The 6,000-nt window shown below is 49.6% G+C and carries 5 protein-coding genes; 2 read left to right on the top strand and 3 right to left on the bottom strand.

What is annotated here, in order from left to right; genetic code table 11:
• Positions 1–224: 224 nt before the first annotated feature.
• Positions 225–845: an FMN-dependent NADH-azoreductase gene (locus tag H6F93_RS04915; RefSeq protein ID WP_190679542.1), complete on the bottom strand. Its 621-nt coding sequence runs from the start codon at positions 843–845 to the stop codon at positions 225–227.
• 161 nt (positions 846–1,006) lie between these two features.
• Between H6F93_RS04915 and H6F93_RS04910 the strand changes: the two genes are divergently transcribed.
• The gene (locus tag H6F93_RS04910; RefSeq protein WP_190646494.1) at positions 1,007–1,222 is read left to right on the top strand and encodes a hypothetical protein; all 216 of its coding nucleotides are present in this window, start codon (positions 1,007–1,009) and stop codon (positions 1,220–1,222) included.
• Positions 1,223–1,334: 112 nt separating this feature from the next.
• Entirely contained in the window at positions 1,335–3,491 is a 2,157-nt protein-coding gene (ppk1, locus tag H6F93_RS04905; protein ID WP_190679541.1) for a polyphosphate kinase 1, read from the top strand.
• Between the two features lie 280 nt (positions 3,492–3,771).
• Here the strand turns inward: ppk1 and H6F93_RS04900 are convergent, their stop codons facing one another.
• Positions 3,772–4,953: a citrate synthase gene (locus H6F93_RS04900; RefSeq protein ID WP_190646492.1), complete on the bottom strand. Its 1,182-nt coding sequence runs from the start codon at positions 4,951–4,953 to the stop codon at positions 3,772–3,774.
• A gap of 315 nt (positions 4,954–5,268) precedes the next feature.
• Entirely contained in the window at positions 5,269–5,844 is a 576-nt protein-coding gene (locus tag H6F93_RS04895) for a hypothetical protein (protein ID WP_190679540.1), read from the bottom strand.
• Positions 5,845–6,000: the final 156 nt, after the last annotated feature.

The raw sequence follows: 6,000 nt of genomic DNA, 5'->3' as shown, positions 1-6,000 counted from the left end.
ACGCAGAAAACCGACTCCTATCTCTGCCTAAGCGTTCAGCACTCTATCTCTCGAACCTGGCTCAGCACTGAAACACGAGCTGCGCTAATTTCTGATTAGTCTAAACTCCAGTTAACAGATACGCTGATGTCATGTTTTTGGGAGCGATAGATACAGTTCGTGCCCACAAAAACATGACCCTGTATTGCCGTTGGAGATTTTTAGTCTAGAGACTGGCTGTAAAATTACCAGTTAGATACAGCAGCTTTTAGTGCAGATTGGGCGTTAGCGATCGCTTGGTTACGTCCCTCTTCTCCCCCCATCAAATTATCCGCACGAATGAATTGCAAATCGGTGATGCCCATGAATCCCAAAATGAGTTGCAAATATGGGGTTTGCATATCGTAGGAATGAGCAGGGCTACCTTCTGGATAACTCCCTCCCTGAGCTGCAACAACCAGTGCTTTCTTGCCATGAACCAGTCCCTTATAGCCATTCTCATCAACCGCAAAGGTACGACCCACCCGTACGATTTGGTCAATGTAGGCTTTGAAACTAGCTGAAATGCTGAAGTTATACATCGGCAAGGCAAAGACAAAACGATCAGCAGCCAAAAACTCATCTACCAACTCATCTGAGATCCGAATTGCCTCAGCTTGTTCAGGTGTATGTTGTTCAGGAGATGAATAAGCCGCAGCAATCCAGGGTTCCGTCACCAAGGGAACAGGGTTATGTCCCAAATCTCGATAGGTCACCGTATCGTCTGGGTGAGTCGCCTTCCAATCGTTAACGAACTCTTTAGAAAGGGTGCGTGAGATTGAGCGATCGCCACGAGGACTTGCATCAATGTGAAGGATATGTGCCATAAACAACCTAAGAAATTGGACTTAAACTGCAAAGCAGAAGCAAACTCAGTAAACTAAATAGGTAGTACCCATCTTGCTTATAGTAATTTGTTGATGGCGATCGCTAAGTTTCTCCCGACACATTGCGTCAGTAGTAAGAAAACATTCTGAAAACAGATTGAATGAACAGTGAAGAATTAGCCCGTTACCTGGAAGCAACAGACAGCACATTTAAACCCTGGCTGCTCGCTCAGCTTCGGCTCAAGAAACTAGAGGAACGACGGGCTGATATTTCGCCTGAAGAATACGCCAGTGAACTAGCCGACATTCACCAGAGCGTCATGAATTTAGGCGAATGGTGGCACGGTAGAGAAGACGAGATGTTTAACCAGCGGTAACAAGCTTTACCAATTTAGGATTAGCTGATTTGTCATTAACGTCTGGCTGACGACTGACTACTCTGATTTAGGTGAATGGTAGGCTGTCATCAATAGACTGATGTGCAACGCTATGCCTAAACTCAAAAAGACCCCATCACCTGTAGATCTGAGTGACCCACAGTACTATTTCAACCGTGAGTTGAGCTGGCTAGAGTTCAACAATCGGGTGCTACACGAAGCCTTTGACCCCAGAACGCCATTGCTAGAACGGCTGAAATTTATGGCGATCTTTGGCAGCAATCTAGACGAGTACTTCATGGTGCGGGTTGCTGCCTTAAAAGAACAGGTCGAAGCGAACGTGAGCAAACTTCCTCCAGACGGACGCACGCCTCAAGAGCAGCTTGACCTGATTAGCCTGCGCCTGCGACCCATGGTGACTCAGCAGCATCGTCACTTTGAGCAGGCGTTGCGTCCTCAGCTTGCAGCAGAAGGCATTTACCTGCTGGACTACATGGAATTAACCCAGGAACAGCGCCTTTACATGCAGCGCTTTTTTGAGGAGCAAATTTTTCCGGTTTTGACTCCATTAGCAGTTGATCCAGGGCATCCCTTTCCCTACATTTCTAATCTCAGCCTCAACTTGGCAGTGGTGGTAAAAGATTCAGAAACGCAGGAAGAACACTTTGCCAGAGTCAAAGTGCCTAATGTGTTGCCTCGATTTGTCTCTTTGCCATCTGATCTACAACTGCACCAAAAGGGGCGACCCGCCTTGTGGACGGGTGTTGCTCTGGAGCAGGTGATTGCTCACAACCTGGAGTTTCTCTTTCCAGGAATGAATATCCAGGAGTACTATCCATTTCGCATCACCCGTAACGCCGACCTGGATGTAGAGGAGGATGAAGCAGATGATTTGCTCCAGGCGATCGAGCAAGAGCTGCGACGGCAGCGATTAGGTGGATCGGTCGTGAGAATGGAGATTCAGGCTTCCACACCCGAATCAGTGAGAGAAACACTGATGCGTGAAATGAGTCTAGTCGAGAACGATGTCTACAATATCGAGGGGTTGCTGGGCATGAAGGACTTGATGTCTTTCATGAAGCTATCTGCTCCTAAACTCAAAGATGACCCTTGGATACCCGTAGTTCCACCTCGGCTGCGCCGAATCAGTGAGACAGATGCCGATGGCAGTTCCGTGGACATCGAAGATGGAGAAGATTTTTTCTCAGTGCTGCGTCGGGGCGATTTACTCGTTCACCATCCTTACTATTCTTTTCCAGCAACGGTGCAGCGGTTCATCACGCAGGCTGCTCACGACCCGAACGTGCTAACTATCAAGATGACGCTTTATCGCACGTCAGGTGACTCACCAATAGTCAAGGCGCTGATTAGCGCGGCTGAGAATGGTAAGCAGGTCGCTGTGCTGGTTGAGCTAAAGGCGCGTTTTGATGAAGAAAACAATATCAACTGGGCACGGAAGCTAGAAAAAGCAGGGGTTCACGTTGTGTATGGGTTAGTAGGACTCAAAACTCACACCAAGGTTGTTTTGGTCGTGCGGCAGGAGGAAGAGCAGATTCGTCGCTATGTTCACATTGGCACGGGCAATTACAATCCCAAAACGGCTCGAATCTATACCGATATAGGGCTACTCAGCTGTCGAGAGGAATTGGGTGCTGATCTGACCGACTTGTTCAACTATTTAACAGGATATTCGCGGCAGCAGTCTTACCGAAAGCTGCTGGTTGCACCAGTGAATTTGCGCGATCGCTTCCTGACGCTGATCCAGCGTGAAGCTGAACACGCCAAGAATGGACATCAGGGACGCATTGTTGCCAAGACGAACGCCCTGGTTGACTCAAAACTAATTGCCGCTCTGTATGAAGCATCCCGGGCAGGTGTAAAAATTGATTTGATCGTGAGAGGAATTTGCTGTTTGCGTCCCGGTGTAGAAGGCATAAGCGAAAATATTCGCGTGATCAGCATTGTCGGTCGTTTCCTCGAACACTCGCGAATTTTCTACTTTCACAATCAGGGCAACGAAGAAGTTTTTATTGGCAGTGCAGACTGGATGCCGCGAAATCTAGATCGACGAGTAGAGGCAGTTGTCTCTATCGAAGATCCTGACCTCTCTAAAGATTTGCAGGAAATTTTAGGGGTCATGCTAGCAGACAACCGCCACGCCTGGGAATTACAACCTGATGGGCACTACAGTCAACGACGACCACAGTCAGGGGGAGAACAAAGTTCGCAAGACATTTTTATGGAAATGGCGGTTCAGTCCATTAGCTAAACGAGGGAAAGCTTCTACACTGCGCCAATTCTTCCCCAAGGAGGATTTAAGGGAACTGTAATAACTGTCTGTATAAACACTGAGTTAAGTGAGGGGTGAAGCCCCTTAGTCACGTTGGTTCAGAGAAAAAGCTGAGTGAGATTTAAAATAATAAAAACCCTCAAACTGGGGTGTCCGAGGGCTGGAGTTCCTGAAAATCGTCACTGAAGGCATTCTTGCAACCCTCGGTAAAATCCACAAGAGGGGCGTGACCCACCATACAGGGTGGCAGGGTCAAAAGCTATTCCGCAATCAGGCTGGCTAAGAGTGCGCGATCGTGAGTCGATTGACGTTGCTCAATCGGAACGTAGGATGCATTTCGAGCACCAGTATAGATTTGAGTGGGGCGGAAGATGCGGTTTTCAGCTAGCTGCTCCTTCCAGTGAGCGAGCCAACCTGAGACACGGGCGATCGCAAACACAGGCGTAAACAAGTCCGTTGGAATGCCTAACTTGCGGTACACCAAGCCCGAATAGAAGTCCACATTCGGGTAAATGCCCTTGTGCCCTAGTCTTTCCTCCACAGCCGTTTCTAGCTCAACTGCGATGTCGTAGTAGTCATCTCGCCCAAATTTCTCAAAAAGCTGCTCTGCCAGGTTTTGCAAAATAATGGCGCGAGGGTCTTTAACCTTGTACACCCGATGCCCGAATCCCATAATTTTGGCTTTGCGCTGCAAACAACCGTCTAGATAAGGGCGCACATTTTCTACTGAGCCAATTTCTTCAAGCATTGTGATCACTTCTTCGTTTGCGCCGCCGTGCAGTGGGCCGGCCAGCGTCCCCACTGCCGAGGCGATAACGGCATAGGGGTCAGTCAGCGTTGAAGCGGTCACCATTGCCGAAAAAGTCGAAGCGTTGATGGTGTGTTCGGCGTGCAGGGTCAGACACACATCAAAAATGTGTGCCGCCAACTCGTCAGGTTCTTGCTCGTTGAGCATGTACAAGAAGTTGGCAGAATAATCTAAATCATCGCGGGGCTGCACAGGGTCATTTCCCTTCCGCATTAGTTGGAAGGCTGCCACCATTGTCGGAATTTTAGCTAGCAGCCGTACCACAGCCGCCCGGATGTAAGCCGGATCATCCAAAGCGCGGCGGGAGTAGAATAGCCCCAATGCTGCTGCACAAGCTTGCAGCGCGTCCATCGGATGACCGCTCTCAGGAAAGCACTTCATCATGTCGCGAATGCGATACTTGAGTCGCCGATGGTAGCGGATCTCATGCTCGAATTCTGCTAGCTCATCTTTGGTAGGCAACCCACCCCAGATCAACAGATAGGAAGTTTCTAAAAAATTGCTTGACTTTGCCAGTTCATCAATGTTGATGCCCCGGTATTCCAGGATGCCTTTCTGCCCATCGACGTAGCTGATACTCGATTGAGTGGCAGGAATTCCCTCCAAGCCGGGTTTATATTCACAAAAAGTCATAACTCACCGTTGCTCAACCTATATGTAATTAGAATACGCAACAGACTGACACACTCCCGCTGTCGGTTCTGTTATTCCAGAGCAATCTGCTGTGGATAGCTTTCGGGCTTCGTTCAGGCTCATGGCTGACTCAGTGAAGCCTGTTTGTATCCCGTCGTATCCCGTCTTTATAGATTAGCGGTTGCGTGTGCAAGTGTGGATCTAAATTAGACATCCTGCGATGGTAGCGCGGTTCTGCCAGCTACCATTCACCCTTGAAACAGTGATTGTCACAGGAGTCTTAGTGAGCGGTGAGAGTTGGCGATCGCCCCAACTTCAAAAGGTGGAAGCAGGTGGCACGTACATTCCAGGATTGCCCGTAACATTTGGCGCTCCCGGTGTCGCATTTGGCATTCCTGGTGCTGCACTGGGTATGGACGGAGCCACGTTGGGTACTGCACCGGGCACGGACGGCACCGGAGCGGCAGGAGCCGGAGCCACCGGAGCAGACTGAATCATTGGCGATTGAGGTGTAACCTGAATACCGCTGCTGGGTGGTGGAATCACAGGCTCACCCGTAGAAAATGGAATCGTTGAATTGGGGCTTGAGTTTGGAGCTGGGGTTGCCGGAGTCACCCCAAAAGAACCGTAGGGAGAAGGGTTTGCATCACTCGTCGTGGGTGCAGTTGGGATCGGGTTGTAAGCATCAGGAGCAGGGGAAGTTACGTCAGCCCCGCTATCGGGCACGGGGGGCGGGTCAACGGGAGGAATCTCTAGTGGTGGCGGTGAGACTGGCTCAAAGTCGGGTTCGTCTGCTTGGCTGCAACTGCTCAAGCCTGCCGCCAGCAAAGAGACTGCCAGCGCTAACAGCACACTGCGAGGGCGGGATTTGTAGGATTTGTTTAACATCATCTTCCGACTTAACCGATATAGGTTGACTGTTGTAGACCTGGAAGACTGCCCCTAAATAGTCGAGTTCGTAGATATGCAAATCTAAGGCGAATACCTCACCTGTCTGGACAAACGAGTTGCCGAACCCTTGCGTTACATTTTATTTATTTTTTTCTA

Origin of the sequence: Leptolyngbya sp. FACHB-671, assembly GCF_014695745.1 — a bacterium.
In the GTDB taxonomy this organism is placed as follows: domain Bacteria; phylum Cyanobacteriota; class Cyanobacteriia; order Elainellales; family Elainellaceae; genus JAAUTN01.
This window is presented reverse-complemented; position numbering and strand designations above follow the sequence as displayed.

What these genes read in the sequence shown, in the direction of transcription:
- H6F93_RS04915 (WP_190679542.1), bottom strand. Translation starts at nt 845, where the DNA reads ATGGCACATATCCTTCACATTGATGCAAGTCCTCGTGGCGATCGCTCA.
- H6F93_RS04910 (WP_190646494.1), top strand. Translation starts at nt 1,007, where the DNA reads ATGAACAGTGAAGAATTAGCCCGTTACCTGGAAGCAACAGACAGCACA.
- ppk1 (WP_190679541.1), top strand. Translation starts at nt 1,335, where the DNA reads ATGCCTAAACTCAAAAAGACCCCATCACCTGTAGATCTGAGTGACCCA.
- H6F93_RS04900 (WP_190646492.1), bottom strand. Translation starts at nt 4,953, where the DNA reads ATGACTTTTTGTGAATATAAACCCGGCTTGGAGGGAATTCCTGCCACT.
- H6F93_RS04895 (WP_190679540.1), bottom strand. Translation starts at nt 5,844, where the DNA reads ATGATGTTAAACAAATCCTACAAATCCCGCCCTCGCAGTGTGCTGTTA.